We start from the raw sequence: 19,367 nt of genomic DNA, 5'->3' as shown, positions 1-19,367 counted from the left end.
GCGCAAGTGACCAGTCAGGAACGTGTCCTAGCCCCCAAAGAGGCCGCTGAAAACGTCCGAAAAACTGTGTACCAGCGCCATGATGACCAGCACACCGAGGAAGGCAAAAAACGCAAAGGCGAAAAACTGAAACAGGATTGCACCGACGCCAATGACCATACCTGCAATGGCTGGTCGGCGTTTTTCGTGGCGCAGGATGCCGATGACCGAAACAACAATCGCCAACCCGCCCAGCATCGCCACACCGATTTGCAGAAAATCGTCCAGATCGCGTGCTCGGGCTACGGGCTCGGGCTGCTCGGCCCCGGTAGCGGCGCGCAGGGTCGATTTCCCGATCTCGGCCGCCAGTTCACCAAGGGTTACCCCCGTTGATTGCTGGGGCGCAAACGGCCCTGCCCAAAACACGAACAAAGCGGCAAACAATGCCAAAGCAGAGATACAAAACCCGATCCAGCCGAAAACCGGGCTGGCTGTGTCGTTGGTGGCAACGTCGGTCATAAAACTCACCCAAAACAACTTTTGAAAACCAGTAACACAAAAATCACGGCAAGACTTGGGCGGGGACAAAGCACGCGCGGAAAAAGGCTAAGTCTGTGCTTTGGGGGACATAACCGACCCCGCGCGGAATAGGAAATCAGCCTGTCTTAATTTAGTGGATGCCAAGTAGACCCAAAGATACACGCACACCAACTTTATGAGTTTCGGAAGGCTCTGCTGTTTTTGTCCCAATGCAGCCCGACTTTTCCAGCGATAGAATGCATTTGCTTGTTCAGCGAACGATCGTTCAACATGCGACTGAGACTGCGCAAAGGTACCAGGTTCCGCTCGCCATACCCGTCAATCAGGAAAAACATCGGGGTTTTATCCCGCAACCCGTGGACGATGTTTTTTTCATGGATATCTCGCCCCACGATCTGCAGTTGAAACAGCTTTTGCGCGAAGCTGTTCAGTTGCTCCAGCATCTCAGCAGTCAACGCATTTTTTGCGCATAAGGTGGACAGGTGATCGGAAAGCTGACCGTCGGCAGACGTGACTTTCTCCACAACCACGCCAGGTCCGAAATTCGTTTGCGCCACCCCGAAGCAACGCGCCAGGGGCAACCGCGAAATTTCATCTCCGATCTTCAAAGCCGCCTGCATTTCGCATTCAATTTCCTTGAGCGCGTTTCGGTAGTGCGAGTCGGGCAAAAGGCGCCGTACCAAACGTTTTACGAAAGATCTGTTCTTTCGGGTACGCGGGCGGGTGACTTTGACCAGCAACCCGGGCTGATCAGGATACGCATAGACGTCGCGATGGCCACCTTTTGTCAGAAGGTCCCCGTCAGAAAGCTGCAGTTGATCAAGGGCAAACAACATCGGGCCTTCCTGTTAAAAGAACGGTTCTGGTTCACAGGGCCGAAAGGCTGTGATCTGGCACGCAATGATGGTCAGCTGTCAGCCTGCGAGCCCTTCAGGATGTATTTGCAATCGCAATACGGGCATTCGACCCAACCGGTGTCTTCGGGGATTTGCAACCACACGCGCGGATGGCCCAACGCACCTTCGCCACCGTCACAGGCGACACGGGCGGTTTCGACGATCTTGGTTTCCGGCGCTTCGATGGTCACGGCTGGCGATCCTTCTTCGGTTGTCGGCCTCGCGGGCATGTATTAGGTGCGTTTATGAGCGATGAGCAAACCGGGGGCAAGAGCCACATGAGTGATGCGGCAATCAGGATCGAAGGACTGCGCAAGACCTATCGCGGCGGTAAGGGGCAACCCGAAAAGCACGCCTTGAAAGGTATTGACCTGACTGTTCCACGGGGTTCCGTCTTTGGTCTTTTGGGGCCAAACGGGGCAGGAAAATCAACGTTGATCAATATTCTCGCGGGTCTGGTGGTGAAAACGTCGGGCAATGTGTCGATCTGGGGCTTTGATCAGGACCAACACCCACGCCAGTCCCGCGCGGCAATCGGGGTCATGCCGCAAGAGCTTAATCTCGACCCATTCTTTACCCCGCGCGGTGCTCTGGAAGTGCAGGCCGGGTTATACGGCGTCCCAAAGGCGCAGCGCCGCAGCGATGAGATTCTGGAACTCGTCGGCCTCAGCGACAAGGCCGAGGCCTATGCGCGTACGCTGTCGGGCGGCATGCGGCGGCGGCTGTTGCTGGCAAAGGCGCTGGTGCATCATCCGAAAATCCTTGTGTTGGATGAACCCACGGCGGGCGTCGATATTGAACTGCGCCAGATGCTGTGGACAAATGTTCGCAGGCTGAACGAACAGGGTATGACCATCATCCTGACCACGCACTACCTCGAAGAAGCGCAAGAGATGTGCGACGAGATCGCAATCATCAACCATGGTGAAAAGATCGCACAGGACAGCACTTCGAACCTGCTTAGCCGGATGGACAGCCGCACAATGGTGATCATCCCTGATAGCCCTGTTATCGAATTGCCTGCCACCGATGGGGTCGACGCGGGGCTTCGCGACGATGGCAGCCTTGTACTGCAGTATCGCAGCACCCAGACCAGTGCCGAGCAGGTTCTGGAATCCGTGCGCACTGCGAATATCCGCATCCGTGACGTCCGCACCGAAGAGGCCGATCTAGAAGACGTCTTTCTTGCGTTGACCTCTAGTCGCGCAGGCGATGCCCCGGCGGACGACCACGATCAGCCGCGCCGAGGGATCCATAGGGTTAAGCTTTAGGCCCGGTCGATCCGCGCCTGATAGCAGTTGTTCCGGGCGGATCGCACGTGGATATAGGCAATGTCGGGGCGATCAAAGATATCCTTTACCGCAACGCCAATCTGTTCCTTAGAGGCAATCTTGCCGGTGCCATAGACGATCCGGTCGTCCATCCCATACCCCTTGATCAGATAGTCAGGGGAAGTTGTTAAAATCTCGGGCAAGGCCGCGCCTTCATATCGCTCGCACGGGGCAGCACACAGGAATATCGGACCCGTTTCGGCATATGGATGTGTCTCTAAGAAAGGGCGATGTGCCAGTATCAACATCTCGTGGCCTTCGGGAATATTTTGCAGACAATGACGGCAGGGATTGCCGGCACCGTTTGAAACAGCACGCTCGGGCGCGGCGCCGTAAGCGTCCGGCCCCCCGGCCTGAAGCGCACGTACCTGGGTTGTGGGCAGGGCAGTGATCTTGAACATCTCGGGTCTCCTTTTTCTACCACCTTGCTCAGTGGGACAAGCCTAAGCGACCCGTTTCCTGCGCAAAGGACTCGAAAAAGAACAAAAGGTGAATATAATGTGGAATCGCCATGCATGCCGAGCTGTCGATCACGTCGAATTTCACCTTTCTCACCGGGGCCTCGCACCCCGAGGAGTATATGGAGCGTGCCGTGACCCTGGGTCTGCCCGCCGTCGCGATTGCCGATGACAACTCAGTCGCCGGAGTCGTCCGCGCCCATACCCAAGGGCGCGAGATCGCCCGCAAGGTGCGCGAACGGCTGGAGTGGGAGGCGCAGCACACATCCATCGGCCCGCCCTGCCCCGATCACATTCCCAAACCGCCTTCGTATCCCATCCACGCAGTCCCCCGCCTGATCCCCGCCGCACGGTTGATCTTTACCGACGCGCCCACCGTCACCGCCCTGCCCCTGAACCGGCAGGGCTGGGGTAACCTGTGCCGTATCCTGTCCGCAGGCCGCCTGCGGGCTGAGAAAGGCAACTGCATCCTGCACCTGTCCGACCTTCTGGAGTTCTCCGACGGTCTCCACCTGCTCCTCTGGCCACAGGCGACCCGGTCGCAGGGCGGCGCGGGCGCATGGCGGACACAGGCGCAACAGTTGACGCGCCGCTTTGCTGGACGGATGCATCTGTTGATGCACCCCCGGTATGACGGGGCTGATAACGTCTATTTTCACGAATTAGAGACTGAATCGCAGCAAATCGACATCCCGACCCTAGCCAGTGCCACACCGATGATGCATCACGGTGCTCGCCGTAAACTGGCCGACGTCCTGACCGCCATCCGCCTGCGCCGCAAGGTCGATGATCTGGGCCGCAATGCCCTGGCCAATGGCGAACAACGCCTGCGGTCCGAGGCCGAAATGCTGCGTATCTTCAAAGGTCATGAGGGGGCTGTGGCCCGCGCCCACATACTCAGCGAACAGCTGCAATTCTCGCTGGATGAGCTGCGTTATGAATATCCCAGCGAGGGCAGCGAACAGGAAACCCCGGCCCAGCGCTTACACCGTCTAGCCCATGAAGGGCTGAAATGGCGTTATCCAACGGGGCCCTCGGAAAAGGCCAAAAAAATGCTGACGCATGAGCTGACCCTAATCGGCAAGCTGAAATATGAGCCCTATTTCCTCACCGTCCGCGATATCGTCAAATTCGCCCGCTCCCGCGATATCCTGTGTCAGGGGCGCGGCTCGGCGGCCAATTCAGTGGTCTGCTATTGCCTCGGCATCACCGAGGTCAGCCCGGAACTGGGCACGATGGTGTTCGAACGCTTCGTGTCCGAGGCGCGGGACGAGCCCCCCGACATAGACGTCGATTTCGAACATGAACGCCGCGAAGAGGTGATCCAGCACATCTATGACCGCTATGGCCGCCACCGCGCGGGCCTCTGCGCCACCGTGATCCATTATCGTGGTAAGCGTGCGATCCGCGAGGTGGGGCGGGCGATGGGCCTGACCGAGGATACGATCTCGGCTCTGTCCTCACAGCTATGGGGCTTCTTCTCGGCCAAAGGGCTTGAGGCCGAGCGGATGCGTGAGATCGGCCTGGATCCAGAAGATAAGCGCCTAAAACAGACTCTAATGTTGGTCTACGAGATAGACGGTTTCCCCCGCCACCTGTCTCAGCATGTCGGTGGGTTCATCATCACCGAAGGACGATTGGACGAACTTGTCCCCATCGAAAACGCCACGATGGAGGACCGTACGGTCATCTGCTGGGACAAGGACGATATCGACAGCTTGGGTATTCTCAAGGTCGATGTGCTGAGCCTTGGGATGCTGACCTGTATCCGCAAGGCGTTCGATCTGATCACCCAGCATCACCAAACGAGCTACACCCTTGCCACCCTGCCGCCCGAGGATCCGGCGGTGTACGACATGCTCTGCAAGGCAGACAGTATCGGCGTGTTTCAGGTGGAATCACGCGCGCAGATGAACTTTCTGCCTCGGATGCGGCCACGCAATTTCTATGATCTGGTGATCGAGGTCGCCATCATCCGCCCCGGCCCCATTCAGGGAGACATGGTTCACCCTTACATTCGACGACGAAACGGAGAGGAGGAGGTCAGCTTCCCCTCGGATGCGTTGGGTGAAGTGCTGGGCAAAACGCTGGGCGTGCCGCTGTTTCAGGAACAGGCGATGCAGATTGCCATCGTTGGCGCAGGTTTCACCCCGGAACAGGCCGACCGCCTGCGTCGCTCGCTGGCGACGTTCAAGAAACACGGCAATGTCAGCGAATTCCGCGCTCTTTTCCTGCGGGGGATGAAACGCAACGGCTATGACGATGAGTTTGCCGAGCGCTGTTTTTCGCAGATTGAGGGGTTTGGGTCCTATGGCTTCCCCGAAAGCCACGCGGCCAGTTTTGCGCTACTGGTCTATGCCTCGGCCTGGATCAAATGCCACCATCCGGGCATCTTCGCCTGCGCGCTGCTGAACTCACAGCCGATGGGGTTCTATGCGCCCGCGCAAATCGTGCGAGACGCGCGCGAACATGGGGTGCAGGTGCGCCCGGTCTGCATCAATGCCAGTTTCTGGGACAATGTGATGGAACCCGACGGTCACGGCGGGTTGGCCCTGCGGCTGGGGTTCCGCCAGATCAAGGGCCTCAGCGAGGAAGACGCCAGTTGGCTGACCGCCGCGCGCGGAAATGGTTACCATCAGGTCGATGACGTCTGGCGGCGCGCGGGACTTGGCCCGTCGGTGATCGAGCGGTTGGCCGAGGCCGATGCCTTCGCCGCCTGCGACCTGACAAGGCGCGAGGCGCTGTGGCAGGCCAAGGCGATCGCGACCGCCAAACCCCTGCCCCTGTTCTCGCAGGATCTGGAGGGCGAGGCGCTGGATGAACCCGCAGCCTATCTGCCGCAGATGACGCTGGGCGAGCAAGTGGTCGAGGATTACGTGGCCACCCGCCTTAGCTTGCGGGCGCACCCGGTCGCCCTGCTACGGCATATCCTGACGCCCGAACCACGCGACAAAACCACGCCTGTTGCCTGACACGACAAACGGATATTGCCCCAAAACAGAGTCGATTTCGGTGTATTCATGACCAGACCACCCCTGCCTCCGCGCTTTCCGGCGACGCCTGCGCAAATCAACGCACAGGTCCGCGCCTTTTATGCCCGCGTACGCGAGGATGCGGTGCTGGGGCCGGTCTTTAACAAACATGTCCACGACTGGCCTGCGCATGAGGACAAAATCGCTGCCTTCTGGCGCAACGCCATCCTGTTTGAGCGCAGCTATGACGGCAATCCACAACGGGTTCACATAGAACGCCCCGACGTCCAGCCAGAAATGTTCGCCCATTGGCTGGACCTGTTCGAAGAAGTTGCAAACCAAACCTTGCCTGCAGAAACCGCAACACCGTGGGTCGCTTTGGCCCGGCGGATCGGAGCGGGGATGCGGGTCGGCGTGCAATCTGCGCGCCAACCAAAGGATGCACCGCCGATCCTGCGTTGATCTCAGGTCATGGCGGGTTTGACATGTTAGCGGTAAAATAGGGGCTATTCGCCCCCACGAATTCGGTTTAATCAGTATCCACACAGCCCGAGCTCCAGCTCGCGCTGCATTCGGCAGATCGCCAACACACCGACAATTGCCCGAGGCCAGACTATGAGCACTCAGAACACCACCCTTCGGGGACTTGGCTATGCGTTTGCGGGCTTTGCCGTCTTCGCGACCCACGACGTGCTGATCAAGGTGTTGGGCGGGGCCTATTCGGTAATGCAGATCATCTTCTTCGCCACGCTGTTTTCCTTTGTTCCAATGGCCGTGACGATCCTGACCGACCGGACAACGGGAAATTTCCTGCCACATCACCCGTGGCTGGTGCTGCTGCGCTCGGCCCTGATGGTCACATCCATGGTCTGCGCCTTCTACGCTTTCTCGGCGCTGCCATTGGCCGAGGTCTATTCACTTCTGTTTGCCTTTCCCTTGTTCGTGACCGTCCTGTCGATCCCGATATTGGGAGAGGTCGTGCGCGCTCAACGTTGGGCCGCTGTCGGCTGTGGCCTGATCGGGGTTCTGATCGTCCTGCGCCCCGGTGCTACGGATATCACTCTGGGCCATCTCGCGGCCCTGACGGCGGCCTTTTCCAGCGCGTTAGGGTCTGTTTTGGTGCGCAAGATCGGGAATGAGGAACGATCGGCCGTGCTGATCCTCTATCCCATGCTATTGGCCATTGTCGTCATGAGCTTGATGCAACCCGCCGTTTACCAGCCACCCTCGCTGCTGCATCTGGCGATGATGGCGCTGGTGGGCGTGTTCTCGGTCATCGCACAACACCTGATCATCCTTGCCTATCGCGCCGCGCCCGCCGGGGTCGTCGCCCCCAGCCAATATAGCCAGATCATATGGGCAACGCTGTTCGGCATGGTCTTTTTCAACGAGCGGCCCGATGGTTGGGTCGCGGTCGGGGCCAGCATCATCATCGCTTCAGGCGTCTATGTGGTCTGGCGCGAAAGCCGGGCGAATACATCGTCGGTCAACACCCCGGTTCTGCGGGTACGCTCGCCGCGGTCCGACACGGGCGCAACCCGGCCCGGCAAATAAAAACGGCGCGCCATTCACAGCGCGCCGTCCTCAAAATCGCAGATTCAGGACCTTAGTACACAACAACCGAGCGGATGCTTTCGCCTTTATGCATCAGGTCGAACCCGTGATTGATGTCGTCCAGATCCATGGTGTGGGTGATCATCGGGTCGATCTCGATCTTGCCTTCCATGTACCAGTCGACAATTTTCGGCACATCGGTCCGGCCCCGCGCACCGCCAAAGGCCGTACCGCGCCATGAGCGACCGGTGACCAGTTGGAACGGACGGGTCGAGATTTCGGCGCCCGCAGGTGCCACACCGATGATGATCGACTCACCCCAGCCTTTATGAGCCGATTCCAGCGCGTCACGCATTACGCCGACATTGCCGGTGGCGTCGAATGTGTAGTCCGCGCCACCCTTGGTCAGATCGACCAGGTAGGGCACCAGATCACCTTCGACCTCTTTGGGGTTCACGAAATCGGTCATACCGAACTTGGTGGCCATCTCGACCTTGGCAGGGTTCAGGTCGACGCCGACGATCTGATCGGCTCCGGCCAGACGCAGGCCCTGAATGACGTTCAGACCGATGCCACCCAGACCGAACACAATCGCACGGCTACCGATTTCTACCTTGGCGGTATTGATCACGGCACCGATGCCGGTGGTCACACCACAACCGATGTAGCAAATTTTGTCGAACGGTGCGTCCTCACGCACCTTGGCCAGCGCGATCTCAGGCAGAACAGTGTGGTTCGAGAAGGTCGAGCAGCCCATATAGTGCAGGATCGGATCACCATCCAGCGTCGAAAAGCGCGAGGTTCCGTCGGGCATCAGCCCTTGCCCCTGCGTGGTGCGGATTGCCTGACACAGGTTTGTCTTTGGGTGCAGGCAGTATTCGCATTCGCGGCATTCCGGCGTGTAAAGCGGGATTACGTGGTCGCCCGGCTTCAGGCTGGTCACGCCGGGGCCGACCTCAACCACAACGCCTGCGCCTTCGTGCCCCAGAATTGCGGGAAACAGCCCCTCGGGGTCAGCGCCCGACAGGGTGAATTCATCGGTGTGGCAGATGCCGGTAGCCTTGATTTCAACCAGAACTTCACCGGCTTTGGGGCCTTCGAGGTTCACATCCATCACTTCCAAAGGTTTGCCTGCCTGAACGGCGACGGCGGCACGGGTACGCATTGTGCTTGTCTCCCTGTCAAATTTGCCCCGACCCTGCGTCAAATGCAGGGCGTTTTCAACTGCGCTTTCATGACAGACCCGCTAAACATCTGATATTGCAGAAACGACATTGTCGGAAAAAGGAGCGCCAATGTACCGTTTTCTTGCCCTTTTGATCCTGTTGGCCGCCTGTGCCGAAACACCTACGCCTGCGAACACACCTCGGGCATCTGAACCCGCCCCTGTTGATCTGGCCTTTTGTCTGGGTGAGCCTTTTGCCAACTCAGTCGGTCAGCCGGTTTCAACCATTCAAGACACACTGCCAGAGCGGGCACGGGTTCTGGGGCCCGATACTGCGGTCACGCAGGATTACCGTATTGACCGGCTGAATGTTTACGTGGACGACGCCGGGGTCATTCAGCGTCTGGTTTGTGGGTAGGCATAGACTCCCCTCGTGATTCTAGAGTAAGAACAAAATGGGAACATTTTTGATGTCTGCCGATGCTCAAACGCCGAATACTCTCACTCTGGTTTCCCCGTCTGGGGGCTGAACGGTTGGTCCGCGCCGCGCGGGGCCTGCAGGATGGGCCTTTGGCTATCGTGACCGAGCAGTCCAACATGCAGGTCATCACCTCACTGAATGATCAGGCACAGGCGGCTGGTTTGCATGTGGGTCAGCCGGTGCGGGACGCCCACGCCATGTGTGCCGCGCTGGTGACACGCCCGCGCAACGCCCCGGCAGAGGCTGCCTTTCTGACCGCGCTACGCCGCTGGGTGGGCAAGTTCAGCCCTTGGGTCGCCGAAGAAGCCCCCGATGGCCTGATCGTCGATCTGTCAGGTTGCGCCCATCTGTTTGGCGGGGAAAAGGCGTTGTTGAACGTGATTGAAACCGACTGCGCCGATATGGGCCTCAGCGTGCAGATGGGCATTGCTGATACGCTGGGCGCGGCCTGGGCTTTGGCGCGCTATGCGGGGCAAGAGGCTGTCTCGGATCGCAATGGCGACGCCATCAGCCAGGAGGCCCGCGCCACCCGCGCCCGCGCCACCAAACGGCGACACTGGACCAAGGGTGGGGCCGCGCCGCAGGTGGTGGCCCTGGGCGGTGGCGCACGGATTGCAGCGCCGGGGCAATCCTATGGCGCGCTCAGCCCTTTGCCCATTGCGGCGCTACGCTTGGAGGATCAGGTGGTCGCGCAGCTGAACCGTCTGGGCCTGCGCCGGGTGGGTGATCTGCTGGGGCAGCCACGCGCATCGCTGGCGCGGCGGTTTGGGCGTGGGCTGGTACTGCGGCTGGATCAGGCGATGGGCAGCGCGCCCGAGCCGGTCTCACCCGCCCGTCCGCCACATCATTTCGCGGTGCGGATGACCCTGCCCAACCCGATTGGTCTGGCCGAGGATGTGATGGCGGCCATTGACCGGGTGTTGCCAACGCTCTGCGCCAAGCTGGAAGAGAAAGGGCGCGGGGTGCGAACCTTGCGGCTTGAGGCCCACCGCGCCGATCAGGCGGCTGAGATCATCGAGGTCGGGCTGGCCCGCCCGACCTATGACAAACACCGTATTCGCCCTTTGTTAGAGATGAAAATTGATAACATCGACGCGGGCTATGGCATCGACATGTTGCGGCTTGAGGCGGTGCAGACCGAACCGATACACGCCCGCACTCTGGCGGGCCATGCCGAAGCCCGCCGCGTTGCCCGCGACCGGCTGGACGGCAATACCGCCGTCGAAGACCTGATCGGCAAATTGGGTGCGCGGGTGGGCCTGGACGCAATCACTCGGCGGCACCCCGCAGCCTCGCACATCCCCGAGAAAACCGCACAGGTGCTGGCGGCGGCATGGTCCGAACCTGCGCGTGACTGGCCTGCGCCGCCCCGCCCCAGGCCGTTGCAAATGTGGCAACCCGAGCCTGTGATGGGCCCGGAAACCCCGAACGTACCCCACACCTTTCGGTGGCGCGGGCGCAGCTGGCAGTTGTCGCAAGCCACCGGCCCGGAACGTATCGCGCCCGAATGGTGGCTCGACGATCCGAACTGGCGCAGCGGCGTACGCGACTATTGGGTCGTGGTCACAGAACAGGGAGAGCGGTTATGGCTGTTCTACGGTCATGGCGGCACGATGTCTGCGGGTTGGTTCTGTCAGGGGCAATTTTGCTAAAAACCCTATAATTAGGGTCTACTTTCCGCGATAGACCAGCACATCCGGAAGATAGTCGATCAACCGGATCACCCAGGAAAACGGTGCCGGGAAATCAGTGCGGAACCGGCGACGCGACATCGCTTTGACCACCCGATCTGCTGCATCCTCGGGCGTCATCAGCATCGGCATCTTGAAACTGTTCTTCTCGGTCAGGCGGGTTTTGATGAAACCCGGATTGACGATGCGCACCGTTACGCCTGAGCCAGCCAGATCATGCCGCATCGTCTCAGCCAATGACACCAGTGCTGCCTTGCTCGAGGCGTAGCCGATTGCTGCAGGTAAACCATGATATCCCGCAAGCGACCCAATCAACATAATCTCACCACGCCCCGCCTTTACAAAACCAGGAACGGTTTCGCCAAGCACGCGCATGGCCCCGAGATAGTTCACATCTGCCATTCGCAACGCAGCTTCGGTATTCCAATCACCGCTGCGCATAGGGTCATATGCGCCAGCATTGTAAACCAGGCCGTCGACCTCACCCGCATCCGCCACAGCGGCGCGAACAGACTCTAGATCAGTGACATCCATCACGATCGCACGCGCATCAGGCAAAGACGAACAGATCTCAGCCAGACGATCGCCATTGCGCGCCGACAGGATGAGGCGCGCGCCCTGACGGCTCAGGGCTTCGGCCACAGCGCGGCCAAGACCTTCGCTCGCGCCGATAATCCAGTAGGTTTTTCCGTCAAAGCTGCTCATGCTGGAACCGTTTCATTCTTTTCAGTTCTTTTACGGCCCCGGCAGAGCACTGGATCACGCGTCGTCGGACAACGTCAGTAATTGGTCTTGTAACCCGAAGTCACAACATAGTGCATCCCGGAGATTCTTCTAAACCGATTGATCCACCCCCGCCTATTCTGCGTATCCTGTTGTAATACGTTACATAACGAGGCTGGAATGTTCGACGAATCCCGGGGCGGCCGGAAAAAAATCGCAGTAATTGGCGCAGGCATCTCGGGTCTATCCGCAGCTTACTACCTGTCAGAAAACAACGACGTAACAGTGTATGAGGCTGAACCCCGGCTTGGTGGTCATGCCCGTACCGTGATGGCGGGAAAGAACGGCGATCAGCCCGTTGATACCGGCTTTATCGTCTTCAACTACGTCACCTACCCTTACCTGACGAAGCTTTTCGATGAGCTGAATGTCCCTGTCATCGAATCTGAAATGAGCTTTGGTGCCACCATCGACAATGGGCGCATCGAATATGGGTTGAACAACCTGCGCACCCTGACCGCACAAAAACGCAATCTGGCGCGGCCCGCATATTACAAGATGATCGCAGACATTCTGCGGTTCGGTAAAGAAGCCCCCGAGGCCGCACAGGACGACGACACAACAATCGGAGAGCTGGTGGATCAGCTGCGTCTGGGTCACTGGTTCCGCCACAACTACCTGATGCCAATGTGCGGTGCGATCTGGTCCACTCCGGTTGAATTTGTGGATCAGTTCCCAGCGCGATCGCTGGTTCAGTTCTTCCGCAACCATGCCCTGCTGGCGTCGGGCCGGGCCAACCAGCATCAGTGGTACACCGTTAAGGGCGGCAGCATCGAATATGTCCGGCGACTGGATGCTGCGTTACGCGCCCGTGGTTGCGACATTCGGCTTGCGGCACCTGTGGATCATATCCATCGCGACGATGTCGCCGCCACCGTCTACAGCCAGGGCCATGCCGATCAATTCGACGAGGTCATCTTGGCCACGCATTCCGACCAATCGCTCGCCATTCTGGGTGACAGCGCCACAGACGCCGAAAAAGCGGCGCTGGGGGCGATCCGGTATCAACCTAACAGCGCGGTCCTACACTGCGACCCGCGCCAAATGCCCCGCCGACGTGCGTGCTGGTCCAGCTGGACCTACCGCTCGCAGAATGGAAATGTCGGGGTGACCTATTGGATGAACCGCCTTCAGAACATCCCGGACAGCGACCCGCTGTTCGTGTCTTTGAACGTTTCATCGGAAATTCCCGCGGATAAAATCTATGACCAGGTCGAATTTGCCCACCCGGTATTCGACAAGGCCGCCCTCAAGGCACAAGGGCAAATCCGCGAGATGCAGGGACAGAACCGAACCTGGTTTGCCGGCGCCTATAACAGGCACGGCTTTCATGAAGACGGGATTGCCAGCGCGATGCATGTCGTCGCGCAATTGAACGGCACCCCGCAAACCCTCGGAGCTGAAAATGGCATTCTTGAAAAAGATCGCGCCGTCCCTGCGTAAGGGCGGCCTGACCGCGACATTGATCTGGAGCCTGCTGCTGATCCCTGGTGGCGTTGCAGCGTCACCTGGTCTGAATACGTTGGATGACGCTCAACTGCGTGGCCAGGCAACCTATCGTTATCTGGGGTTGCCGCTATATAACGCGCAGCTTTTTACCCAAAACGGAGCCTCCTTCGACTGGTCGCAGGATTTCGCGCTAGAGCTTCAGTACCGCCGCAATGTGACCAAAAAAGCGTTGATCAATTCGACCCTCGATGAAATGGACCGCATCGGGCGATCCGCACCGGTGCGCGATCAGCTTGAGGTCTGCTTTAAGGCTGTCAAGAAAGGCGACCGGTTTCTGGCTGTCTCGGACGGGCCAAACAGCGTTTCCTTTTGGCTGAACGGGGCCAAGACCTGCACGATGTCCTATCCCGGCATCAAGCGCAGCTTTATGTCCGTTTTTCTGGGTGAAAACACCCGGTCGGCCGCCTTCACGCAGAAATTGCGGGGACAATAATGCTGTATCCGCGAGTCAGCCTCTATGCGCTGATGCTCGCGGCAGCGGGTATCCCGCTTTATATACATCTGCCACGCTTTGCGGCGGTCAATCTTGGGATCGGGCTTGGTGTGATTGGCACGCTTCTACTGGTGATCCGGCTGGTCGATCTGGTGCAAGACCCCCTGATCGGTTGGGCGATCGACCGTTGGCCAAAGGCACAAATGATGTTCGCGGCAACGGCAGCCCTAGGTCTGGCGATTGGGTTTCCGTTACTCTTCAACCTGCCTGAAGGTGCCAGTATTGCCTTATTAGTGTCTGTCTTGGTGCTGCTCTTCTCGGCTTACAGCCTTGGCACAATCCTGTTGTACGGTCGAAGTGCCACCTTAGCCAAACGACCCGAACCGACCGAATTGATGACCCTTGCCGCATGGCGGGAAGGCGGTCAGTTGGCCGGGGTCGTTATCGCAGCCAGTGCACCTGCCCTGTTTCTGGCGTTTGGAGCAAGTGCGCAGGGATATCCGGCCTTTGGTGTGTTTCTGGGCCTGCTGGCGGTGCTTACGGCCCTGATGACGCTTCCAATGTGGCGACGTACACCGATCACTGGTGACGGGTTGTCCTTTGCGGGATTGGGTCAGGCCGGCGCGCTGCGCCTGCTTCTTCTGGCGCTGGTCAATAGCCTTCCAGTTGCGATCACATCGACCCTTTTCTTGTTTTTTGTCGAAGACCGCCTGCAACTGCCGGGGAAAGCGGGGCCGCTTTTGATCCTGTTCTTTCTCAGCGCAGGTGTCACGGTGCCCCTTTGGGCGAGGCTCAGCAACCGGATTGGTCCGAAACAGACCCTGATCATTGCGATGCCACTGTCGATCGCCGGTTTTGTTGGTGCGGCAGCCCTGTCAGCCGGAAACCTGACAGGGTTCGCGGTGATCTGCATTGCCTCGGGCGCGGCGCTGGGGGCTGACATGGTGGTACTGCCTGCCATGTTCTCGGTCGTTCTGACGCGCGCGGGTCTGAACGCCTCGGCAGCCTTTGGCATATGGTCCTTCGCTGGCAAACTGGGCCTTGCCCTTGCCGCATTCTTTACACTGCCACTGCTGGAGCGCAGTGGATTCACGCCGGGGCAACCCAACTCGGCTGAGGCGTTGAGCACGCTCACCCTCGCCTATGCCGTCCTGCCCTGCATCCTGAAACTCGGCGCGTTTGGAATGGTCCTGACGCTGCCAACTGAGGTCACAGCCAAATGAAACTGCTGGTCGTTGTTCTACTTGCCATTCTCGCTCTTTTTGCCGTCAAGGGTCGCTTTCTGAGCTTTCGGTCCCAATCCCCTGCGGATTATTCGGGAACCGGACCTGCCTTCAAAATGAAGGAAAACCTGAACGGTGAAATCCTGTCAGAGGGTCTGATTTATGGGCCCAATGGTAAGATGACCAACAGTTTTGTGGCCCGCATGGTCGGGGAATGGGACGGAAACAAGGGCACGCTGGCGGAATACTTCACGTATTCCAACGGCAAGAAGATGACCCGGAAATGGTACCTGACCTTGGGCACCGGCAATACATTTACGGCCACTGCAGATGATATCGTCGGGGAAGGGAAGGGCACGATATCGGGCTCTACCGTCAAACTGACCTACCGGATCATTCTGCCCGAAGACTCGGGTGGGCATACACTGGATGTCACTGACTGGATGTACCTGACCGAAAACGGCGTCATCATGAACCGGTCCGAGATGCGCAAGTTCGGCCTGAAGGTCGCTGAACTGGTCGCGACCATGCGCCCAGCACCCGAAACGAAATCTGCGCATCTGAATGGCGCGAACGGGTATGACGCCGATACCGAAGCAAGGCCCTTGCAATGATCTCGCGTCGGTTCCTGATATCGTTGCTTGCCATAGTTGGGGTTACTGCGCTGGCCTCCTGTGCGGCCAAGCCGCGCGTGCCCAAGTCGTTTCTGTCCGACCGGCAACTGAATCTGGAAGAGTTCTTTGAGGGCGAAACCGTCGCCTACGGCCAGTTTCAGGACATCTTCGGGAACATCCCGCGCCGGTTCACGGTCGATATCGACGGCACATGGGACGGTGAGACGCTGACTCTGGTCGAAGATTTTGTGTACGACGACGGTGCAACGGAACAACGCATCTGGACCCTGACCAAAACAGGTGAAGACACCTGGACCGGCACCGCGCCGGGTGTTCTGGGCACCGCCAGCGGGATCGAACGGGGTGATACGTTCAATTGGAAATACAAGATCGACCTGCCGGTCAAAGATGGCACCATGCGTGTGAACTTCGATGACTGGATGTGGTTGCTGTCCGATGACAGGCTGCTGAACCGCGCTTATGTCTCACGCTATGGCGTCCGACTGGGTGAAGTTGTTCTGTTCTTTGAGAAAAAATAGCCAAATGACAAAACGGACAGCCAAGGCCTGACGACCTACGCGTTCGTTTCCAAAAGTATTGATCTAGGTCACGACCGCCGCCTCTAAAACGATCTGCGAGGGTGGCGGTACAACAGTAAGATCGAGGCCACGCGTCTATTTTCCACTAGTTGCTCGTGTAGAAGAATGACAACTTCCGACTGGCACCTCCGGGTGGACGTGGGAAGGGGGCAGCCGCTCTGACCTGATCCTTGGCCGCGCGGTCAACCTCGCGCGATCCCGAGCTATCGACGACATCTACCCATGCCAAAGTGCCATCGGGGTTGATCTCGAAAAAGACCTGCGCAAACCCTCGGGCGGATACGAAAACAATGGGCGCACGGTTCAGATGCACCAGAACACGCCCAGCGTAGTTGGTCGTACTCGCATTCCCGGGCCCTCGCCCACCAGACCGGGTGCCGCTATCCCCTGATGTAAAGGCGTCGATCCCTTCGCGACGGTATGCCGTAAGGGGCGACTCAATCTCCTGCGCCGGGAATCTGAGGTTGCTGAAATCCCGCGCACCACCTTTAACACCCTGTCGTTGAGGCGTCGGCTGTCGTTCCGGTCTTTGCGGCCGGATTGACGATGTCACGGCCAGCTCGGACGTCGGCTCGGTTTCATCAGGCTCAGCGGTTGTTTCCGGCAGGTCCGGTTCGACCGCCTCATTTTCCAATGGAACCACGGGCACAGCAGACACATCAGGAACCGGAGCAGCCTCAGGCACGGGCAGAGCGGCCAGCTCTTGTGGCTCTGCCGTAATCGGCTCAACCTCCTGCGCGGCCTCGACTTCCTCGGCGGGGGCGTCTGGATCGCCTTCGATAATCTCGGCAATTTCGTCCGGTTCAACCGGTGGCGTTTCGCTCACATCTTCACTGGCCGCCTTGTCACCATCCGCTGAATCTTCGGTTTCGGCGGCTTCTGGTTCAACAGGCTCAATTGCAGCCGGATTCACGACCTCTGCCTCACCGACATCGGGGGCGAAGGTACGCTGAGGGTCATCCGAGGCCACCAACGCTTCGCTGATCGGTACTTCGGGCGCTTCCGGGGGTTCTTCGACCGGTGCTTCTTCGACGGGTGGTTCGGGGGCTTCGGCGGCTTCCGGTTCTACGGGTTCCGCAATTTCATCGGTCAGATCCTCAAAGCTGTTTCCTAACTCAACCGCATCCGGTGCCTCTGACGTTCCGGCATCTTGTGTCAGGTTTGGGGCGGTGATGCTTAGGCCCATGATATGCAATACCAACGAAATCAGTATCGCGATCACCGCAATGAAGATCGACCCCCGGATCATTCGAGCGCCTTCTCAGTCACCACAAAAACAGAAGTAGCCCCAAGCCGACGAAGCGTGCCCGTAACTTCGATCAACCGGCTGCCCGGAGCCGCACGGTCAGGAACAATTCGGACAGCGCCGGGCTCGCGTCCCTCCATATATGCTTCGGGTTCAATCGTGTTCCCGCGGAAACTGAGTGTCCCGTCCTGATGCAAAACCAGCGCATCTGGCGGTTCGCGCCCATCCAGATCGGACGTATCGACAAGCTCAAGGTCCGGGTCTAACGGCACGGCCACAGTGCCTGCGATCAAAAAGAAGATCAGCATCAAAAAGACGACGTTGATCAGAGCGATCGTCGAGTCGCGTTTGCGGCGGGGGCGCGGCGCTTGGATCATTCCAGCACCAGAACGCTGATGCCTTCGCGCCCCCTCAGCCGGACAAGAAGATCCACCAGCCTTTGCGACGTTGTATCTGGGTCAAGGCTTACCAGAACCTGCCCGGCCTCGATTTGCGCGGTCAGGTCGTCCAGAGCGATTTCAGACCCGTTTAACACAAGCCTCTCTGGGCCTAGCTGGACAAACAACCGCTCGGTCGGGCTGTCGGAAGGTGGGCCGCCGCCGGTGGCGTTGCTCAGCTCGATCTCAGCATATTTCGAGAATGTCGATGTCAGCATGAAGAACAGCAAAAGCAGAAATATTACGTCGATGAGCGGTGTCATCGACAAAGGCCGCCGCACAAATGGGGCTGTGTTACGCATGTCCGGGCGCAGCCACCAACGTCTCGGTGCTGTCCGCCAGTGGTATCGCCTGCCCCGGCACCAGAATTGTGCGCAAGGCTTTGTCTGCAAAAACCCTTTCACGGGCCGTGCGACTTTCGAACCAGGACAGCACCATCGAGGTAGGCATCGCAACAGCCAGCCCGACCGCGGTTGTCACCAAAGCAACCCAGATACCCCCCGCCAACAATGACGGATCAACGGATGAACCCGCCGCTTGCAGGCTTTGGAACGCTTCGATCATACCCAGAACAGTTCCGAACAAGCCCAGCAATGGCGCCAGTTGCGCAACCGTGTCCAAAAGACGAAAGCCACGCTCAAGCCCTGCCAGCGCCAGACCCGCCTCGGCATCCAGACGTTGATCCAGTCCCGGTGTTTCCGGCGCATCCATGGCGACTTGCACCAACGGCGCAAGGTAGCTTCGGCTTTTGGCCAGACGCGCACGCGCGGTCTGAACATCCCCGTCATCCCAGGCAGCAAGTGCCTGAGACAGCACACGGTGCCGTCCGACACCCGACGCCGTAAACTGCCAAAGCTTGTAGAGCGTAACCGCAAGGGTCACCACGGACATGGCAATCAGGATCGCAACAACCGGTCCGCCTAGCGCCACTATTGCGCGCAACGCTTCCATCGGGCTCATCCCAGCAACTCCACTTCGGTTCGACTGCTCAGTTTCAAAGCATCATGGCAAAGCTGGCTGTCCGACCCATCCACAACACAGGCGCTGGACCCATTAATCAGTGCCTGCCCGACCATGTCACAAGTTCTGTTCGGCAAATCAAACTGGCGTACACGCGGCCGATCCGCTGGAAGGTCCCGGAAATTGAACAGCGACAGGCTGACAACGCTGCCCGAGGCATCAAAAATCACGGTCTCAAAACTGGCCGCGTCAATTGCGGTACCGGTTTTGTTTTGTACAACAAATGTCAGGCGACACGCCTGGTCGACGTCCTGCACCGTGTTCAGTTCGATCATCAGATCACCCTGAGCGTCGCTTTGGCTCTGTGCCAGTGCTGCGCCAGGCAGAACAATAGTTAGCAAAACGGTGAGGGACAGACGGAGAAACAGCATTTACGTGCTCCCGATTATTCAATGCGCGCATCGACGGCCCGCAAGACTGTGCAGGCAGTCAGCTA

At 59.0% G+C, this 19,367-nt stretch carries 22 protein-coding genes; 11 read left to right on the top strand and 11 right to left on the bottom strand.

Going from position 1 to position 19,367, the window contains the following annotated elements; genetic code table 11:
• Positions 1-27: 27 nt before the first annotated feature.
• The 3 genes from ACR0BD_RS01310 to ACR0BD_RS01300 form a co-directional block, all read right to left on the bottom strand.
• Positions 28-498 (bottom strand): hypothetical protein, encoded by a 471-nt coding sequence (locus tag ACR0BD_RS01310; protein WP_480695762.1) that lies wholly within the window; start codon positions 496-498, stop codon positions 28-30.
• Positions 499-692: 194 nt separating this feature from the next.
• Positions 693-1,355: a YrbL family protein gene (locus ACR0BD_RS01305; RefSeq protein WP_480695764.1), complete on the bottom strand. Its 663-nt coding sequence runs from the start codon at positions 1,353-1,355 to the stop codon at positions 693-695.
• A 71-nt stretch (positions 1,356-1,426) separates the two neighbouring features.
• Entirely contained in the window at positions 1,427-1,606 is a 180-nt protein-coding gene (locus tag ACR0BD_RS01300) for a zinc-finger domain-containing protein (RefSeq protein WP_480695766.1), read from the bottom strand.
• Between the two features lie 87 nt (positions 1,607-1,693).
• On the opposite strand from ACR0BD_RS01300, the gene ACR0BD_RS01295 reads away from it, so the two are divergent.
• Positions 1,694-2,686, top strand: coding sequence for an ABC transporter ATP-binding protein (locus ACR0BD_RS01295; protein ID WP_480828816.1), 993 nt, complete (start codon positions 1,694-1,696; stop codon positions 2,684-2,686).
• On the opposite strand, the gene ACR0BD_RS01290 is transcribed toward ACR0BD_RS01295, so the two are convergent.
• Entirely contained in the window at positions 2,683-3,147 is a 465-nt protein-coding gene (locus ACR0BD_RS01290) for a DUF1203 domain-containing protein (RefSeq protein ID WP_480828436.1), read from the bottom strand. The two genes, ACR0BD_RS01295 and ACR0BD_RS01290, sit on opposite strands and share 4 nt — an antisense overlap.
• A 110-nt stretch (positions 3,148-3,257) precedes the next feature.
• Between ACR0BD_RS01290 and ACR0BD_RS01285 the strand changes: the two genes are divergently transcribed.
• The 3 genes from ACR0BD_RS01285 to ACR0BD_RS01275 all read left to right on the top strand — a co-directional run bounded on the left by ACR0BD_RS01285 (position 3,258) and on the right by ACR0BD_RS01275 (position 7,730).
• On the top strand, positions 3,258-6,176 hold the full coding sequence (locus ACR0BD_RS01285) for an error-prone DNA polymerase (RefSeq protein ID WP_480828435.1): 2,919 nt from the start codon (positions 3,258-3,260) through the stop codon (positions 6,174-6,176).
• Between the two features lie 48 nt (positions 6,177-6,224).
• Positions 6,225-6,638, top strand: a complete 414-nt coding sequence (locus ACR0BD_RS01280) for a group III truncated hemoglobin (protein ID WP_480828434.1) — start codon at positions 6,225-6,227, stop codon at positions 6,636-6,638.
• 153 nt (positions 6,639-6,791) lie between these two features.
• A complete protein-coding gene (locus ACR0BD_RS01275) occupies positions 6,792-7,730 on the top strand; it encodes a DMT family transporter (RefSeq protein ID WP_480828433.1) in 939 nt (312 codons plus the stop codon).
• Positions 7,731-7,782: 52 nt separating this feature from the next.
• Here ACR0BD_RS01275 and ACR0BD_RS01270 read toward each other — a convergent pair whose 3' ends face one another.
• Entirely contained in the window at positions 7,783-8,895 is a 1,113-nt protein-coding gene (locus ACR0BD_RS01270) for an S-(hydroxymethyl)glutathione dehydrogenase/class III alcohol dehydrogenase (RefSeq protein WP_480828432.1), read from the bottom strand.
• 130 nt (positions 8,896-9,025) lie between these two features.
• Between ACR0BD_RS01270 and ACR0BD_RS01265 the strand changes: the two genes are divergently transcribed.
• Together ACR0BD_RS01265 and ACR0BD_RS01260 are read left to right on the top strand one after the other, a co-directional pair.
• Positions 9,026-9,313, top strand: coding sequence for an I78 family peptidase inhibitor (locus ACR0BD_RS01265; RefSeq protein WP_480828431.1), 288 nt, complete (start codon positions 9,026-9,028; stop codon positions 9,311-9,313).
• Positions 9,314-9,375: 62 nt separating this feature from the next.
• Positions 9,376-11,028, top strand: a complete 1,653-nt coding sequence (locus tag ACR0BD_RS01260; protein ID WP_480828430.1) for a Y-family DNA polymerase — start codon at positions 9,376-9,378, stop codon at positions 11,026-11,028.
• Positions 11,029-11,046: 18 nt separating this feature from the next.
• On the opposite strand, the gene ACR0BD_RS01255 is transcribed toward ACR0BD_RS01260, so the two are convergent.
• A complete protein-coding gene (locus tag ACR0BD_RS01255; protein WP_480828429.1) occupies positions 11,047-11,772 on the bottom strand; it encodes an SDR family NAD(P)-dependent oxidoreductase in 726 nt (241 codons plus the stop codon).
• A gap of 198 nt (positions 11,773-11,970) precedes the next feature.
• Here ACR0BD_RS01255 and ACR0BD_RS01250 point away from each other — a divergent pair, with 198 nt between their 5' ends.
• From ACR0BD_RS01250 to ACR0BD_RS01230, 5 genes are read left to right on the top strand one after another with little or no spacing between them, the layout of a single operon-like run.
• Positions 11,971-13,293, top strand: a complete 1,323-nt coding sequence (locus ACR0BD_RS01250; RefSeq protein WP_480695784.1) for an NAD(P)/FAD-dependent oxidoreductase — start codon at positions 11,971-11,973, stop codon at positions 13,291-13,293.
• Positions 13,256-13,792, top strand: a complete 537-nt coding sequence (locus ACR0BD_RS01245; RefSeq protein WP_480695786.1) for a hypothetical protein — start codon at positions 13,256-13,258, stop codon at positions 13,790-13,792. Before ACR0BD_RS01250 ends, ACR0BD_RS01245 begins: the two co-directional genes overlap by 38 nt.
• On the top strand, positions 13,792-15,015 hold the full coding sequence (locus ACR0BD_RS01240; RefSeq protein WP_480828428.1) for an MFS transporter: 1,224 nt from the start codon (positions 13,792-13,794) through the stop codon (positions 15,013-15,015). The genes ACR0BD_RS01245 and ACR0BD_RS01240 overlap by 1 nt, the downstream gene beginning before the upstream one ends.
• Entirely contained in the window at positions 15,012-15,629 is a 618-nt protein-coding gene (locus ACR0BD_RS01235; RefSeq protein WP_480695789.1) for a DUF3833 domain-containing protein, read from the top strand. The genes ACR0BD_RS01240 and ACR0BD_RS01235 overlap by 4 nt, the downstream gene beginning before the upstream one ends.
• Positions 15,626-16,168: a DUF3833 domain-containing protein gene (locus tag ACR0BD_RS01230; protein ID WP_480695791.1), complete on the top strand. Its 543-nt coding sequence runs from the start codon at positions 15,626-15,628 to the stop codon at positions 16,166-16,168. Before ACR0BD_RS01235 ends, ACR0BD_RS01230 begins: the two co-directional genes overlap by 4 nt.
• A gap of 145 nt (positions 16,169-16,313) precedes the next feature.
• Here the strand turns inward: ACR0BD_RS01230 and ACR0BD_RS01225 are convergent, their stop codons facing one another.
• From ACR0BD_RS01225 to ACR0BD_RS01205, 5 genes are read right to left on the bottom strand one after another with little or no spacing between them, the layout of a single operon-like run.
• Complete coding sequence (locus ACR0BD_RS01225) at positions 16,314-17,477, bottom strand: energy transducer TonB family protein (protein WP_480828427.1); 1,164 nt, start codon at positions 17,475-17,477, stop codon at positions 16,314-16,316.
• On the bottom strand, positions 17,474-17,851 hold the full coding sequence (locus tag ACR0BD_RS01220) for an ExbD/TolR family protein (RefSeq protein ID WP_480695795.1): 378 nt from the start codon (positions 17,849-17,851) through the stop codon (positions 17,474-17,476). Before ACR0BD_RS01220 ends, ACR0BD_RS01225 begins: the two co-directional genes overlap by 4 nt.
• Entirely contained in the window at positions 17,848-18,213 is a 366-nt protein-coding gene (locus ACR0BD_RS01215) for an ExbD/TolR family protein (RefSeq protein ID WP_480695796.1), read from the bottom strand. Before ACR0BD_RS01215 ends, ACR0BD_RS01220 begins: the two co-directional genes overlap by 4 nt.
• The gene (locus tag ACR0BD_RS01210; protein WP_480828426.1) at positions 18,206-18,871 is read right to left on the bottom strand and encodes a MotA/TolQ/ExbB proton channel family protein; all 666 of its coding nucleotides are present in this window, start codon (positions 18,869-18,871) and stop codon (positions 18,206-18,208) included. The genes ACR0BD_RS01215 and ACR0BD_RS01210 overlap by 8 nt, the downstream gene beginning before the upstream one ends.
• The gene (locus ACR0BD_RS01205; protein WP_480828425.1) at positions 18,868-19,302 is read right to left on the bottom strand and encodes a hypothetical protein; all 435 of its coding nucleotides are present in this window, start codon (positions 19,300-19,302) and stop codon (positions 18,868-18,870) included. Before ACR0BD_RS01205 ends, ACR0BD_RS01210 begins: the two co-directional genes overlap by 4 nt.
• Positions 19,303-19,367 lie beyond the last annotated feature (65 nt).

It is taken from the genome of Ruegeria sp. G5 (assembly GCF_056533365.1).
Note: the sequence above shows the minus strand (reverse complement) of the source record. Positions and strands in the feature narration are given on the sequence as shown.